Genomic DNA, 2,753 nt, shown 5'->3' with positions numbered 1-2,753 from the left:
TCAGCTAGGTGGAGCTGACCCAGATGTATCTGGCGCGCCTGAAGAAGCACAACGGCAAGCTCAACTGCGTGGTGACCATGCTCGACGATCTCGCGCTGGCCCAGGCGAAGAAGGCCGATGCCGAACTGGCGGCCGGCCATGATCGCGGCCCGTTGCACGGCATTCCCTGGGGCGCGAAGGACATCATCTCGGTCAAGAACTACCGCACCACCTGGGGCTCCGGCGCCTACAAGGACCAGGTATTCGACTACGACGCCAGCATCGTAGAAATGCTCACCGACGCCGGCGCGGTCTGTCTCGCCAAGCTGTCCACCGGCGAACTGGCCGGCGGCGATCGCTGGTGGGGCGGTCGCACCAACAACCCCTGGAAGCTTGATGAAGGCGCCAGCGGCTCCTCGGCCGGACCCGGCTCGGCAACGGCCGCCGGCTGCGTGCCGTTCGCGATCGGCACCGAAACCGGCGGATCGATCCTGAGCCCATCGGCGCGCTGCGGCGTCACCGGCCTGCGGCCGACCTTCGGCCGCGTCAGCCGCTACGGCGCGATGGCGCTGAGCTGGACCCAGGACCGTCTCGGCCCGATGTGCCGCTCGGTGGAAGACTGCGCCGTGGTCATGAGCGTGATCGCCAAGCCCGATGGCCGCGATCTGTCGGTCAGCGATATCCCGTTCAACTGGGACGCGACCCTGGACTGGCGCAAGCTCAGAGTCGGCTATCTGGCGCAGGCTTTTGGCGACGGCGACCGCCTGCCCAGCTGGAAGCAGAACGATCAGGCCACGCTCGCCCAGCTGCGCCGGATGGGGGTTGATCTGGTGCCGCTGAACGTGCCGGATTTCGATATCGAGCTGACCATGCTCAACGTCGAGGCCGCGGTCTACTTCGATGAACTGCTGCGCTCCGGCCGCGACAAGCTGATGACCGACAAGAGCCGCGCCGATCGCTTCCGGGTCAGCCGCATGATCCCGGCGGTGGACTACCTGCAATCGCAGCGCCTGCGCTCGATGATGATGACCCAGCTGGCGGCAGCGACGGCCGGTGTCGACGTCTACTTGGCACCGTCCACCAACGGCAATCCGCGCCTGCCGGAAGGGGCGACGGCACCGATCCCGGCACCGCCGCCGAACTACTCGCAGCAGCATTCGCAGATGGCCAACCTCGCCTGCTATCCCGGTCTGGCGCTGCCCAATGGCTTCGCCGAAACCGGCGCGCCGACCAGCGTGCTGTTCATGGCCCAGCCATTCGGCGAAGCTAAGCTGCTGGCACTGGCCAAGGCTTATCAGGATGCGACCGGCTTCCAGCTGAAGCAGCCGCCGGAGTTTGCGGTGGGCTGAGCCGGGCAGCACAGACATGAAAAGGGCCGCTCTCGCGGCCCTTTTCGACATTGCAGCTTGTGGTAGCAAACGCGGAATCAGGGATTCCAGCAGTTCGCCGGCTGATCGTTGATCGCCACCCAGTAGTGCTGGCTGCTACGAACATTGCCATAGGCGCGGAAGCCCCAGCCGCCGGACGGGTTGTCGTGGAATTCGGCCATCCGCCAGCCGCTGCCGAACGAGCTGCTGCACAGCTTGTCGCCGACCGACCGCGAGCGCAGCGCGTCGCCAAGAATCGGCAGGGTCGTCGTGATCTGGCCACCAAGCCAGCCGTCGTAGAACTCGGAGGGCGTTGCCGTGTAGGGAGGCCGCGGCGAACCGTCGTTCTTCACGCACAGCACCGGCAGGATGTTCTTGCAGCTGGTGTCGCCCTGATAGGGATTGCAGCCGTCCACCGCACCGCCATTGCAGCCCACCTGATCGATTCCGAACGCGCTGCTGTGGCCCAGCTTGGTCCAGGTCATTCCCTTGCCATCAGCCGCATGAGCGAGGGGTACCGAGCACAGCATGGCCAGCAGGGTCAGACGGATGGATCGCATGGGAGTCTCCTTGAGCGTGAGTCTGGGGTTGTTCGTTATGGATGCCGCGCTCGAACATTGACACCGCGTTGACTTTTTCACCCTGCAATCCGATTTTTTGACCACCCGCTCTTGTCGATTTGATCAGGCCCGCTGCTACTGCAGCACGGAAACCCTCAATACTTGAACCGCTCGCCCGGCAAGGCCGGTGTCAGCGGCGGCGCGCGGCGGGCATGGGTGGCCTGCTCGAAGCTGTAGCCGAGCGACAGCAGACGCGGCTCGCTCCACGGCCGGCCGAAGAACATCAGGCCGTAAGGCATGCCATCACTCCTGGTGAAGCCGGCCGGCACGATCAGCGCCGGGAAGCCGGTGTAGGCATGCAGCGGATTGTTCGAATGCGCCTTGGACCAGTCGGCGCCGAGGCTGGGAATGGCGAAGGTCTTGAACGGGAACACCAGCGCGTCGAGTTTCTCGCGATCGAGCAGTTCCAGGATCGCCTTGCGCACCTTCTCGCGCTGGGCGAGCGCCGCCACATAAGCCGGATTGTGATCGAGCGACGGCGCCTTGGCCGCGGCCAGGGTTTCCGGCTTCAGCTGGTCGCCGACCAGGCGAATGAGATCGTTCAGGCTGTGCACTGGCGCCGATGGCGGCAGCGCCGCGAAATAGACATCGTGAGTGATGCCGCGCTCGAAATCGGACAGCTTCGCGGCATCGACTTCGCGGCGCAGATCGGCCAACTGCGTGCGCGCAGGATCGACCACCGTCGCGCCGCTGGCTGCCAGCTTGCGTAGCGCGATCTCGACGCCGGCCAGGGTTTCCTGATGCTCAGGCCCGCTGGAGAACAGCTCGCGCAGCACGCCGATGCGCG

General features: G+C 65.5%; 3 protein-coding genes. 1 reads left to right on the top strand and 2 read right to left on the bottom strand.

The genetic code is table 11. The annotated features are described in order from the left end of the window. Nucleotides 1-23 precede the first annotated feature (23 nt). Nucleotides 24-1,328 (top strand): amidase, encoded by a 1,305-nt coding sequence (locus QZY06_RS07960; RefSeq protein ID WP_295682582.1) that lies wholly within the window; start codon nt 24-26, stop codon nt 1,326-1,328. Nucleotides 1,329-1,405: 77 nt separating this feature from the next. Here the strand turns inward: QZY06_RS07960 and QZY06_RS07955 are convergent, their stop codons facing one another. Both QZY06_RS07955 and QZY06_RS07950 read right to left on the bottom strand, forming a co-directional pair. Next, nucleotides 1,406-1,906 carry a hypothetical protein gene (locus QZY06_RS07955; RefSeq protein ID WP_295682580.1) on the bottom strand — a complete coding sequence of 167 codons (501 nt, stop codon included), beginning with the start codon at nt 1,904-1,906 and terminating at the stop codon, nt 1,406-1,408. Nucleotides 1,907-2,061: 155 nt separating this feature from the next. Continuing rightward, on the bottom strand, nt 2,062-2,753 hold a 692-nt coding region (locus QZY06_RS07950; RefSeq protein ID WP_295682578.1), incomplete at its 5' end, for an amidase family protein.

Source organism: uncultured Nevskia sp. (assembly GCF_903885465.1).
In the GTDB taxonomy this organism is placed as follows: Bacteria; Pseudomonadota; Gammaproteobacteria; order Nevskiales; family Nevskiaceae; genus Nevskia.
Note: the sequence above shows the minus strand (reverse complement) of the source record. Positions and strands in the feature narration are given on the sequence as shown.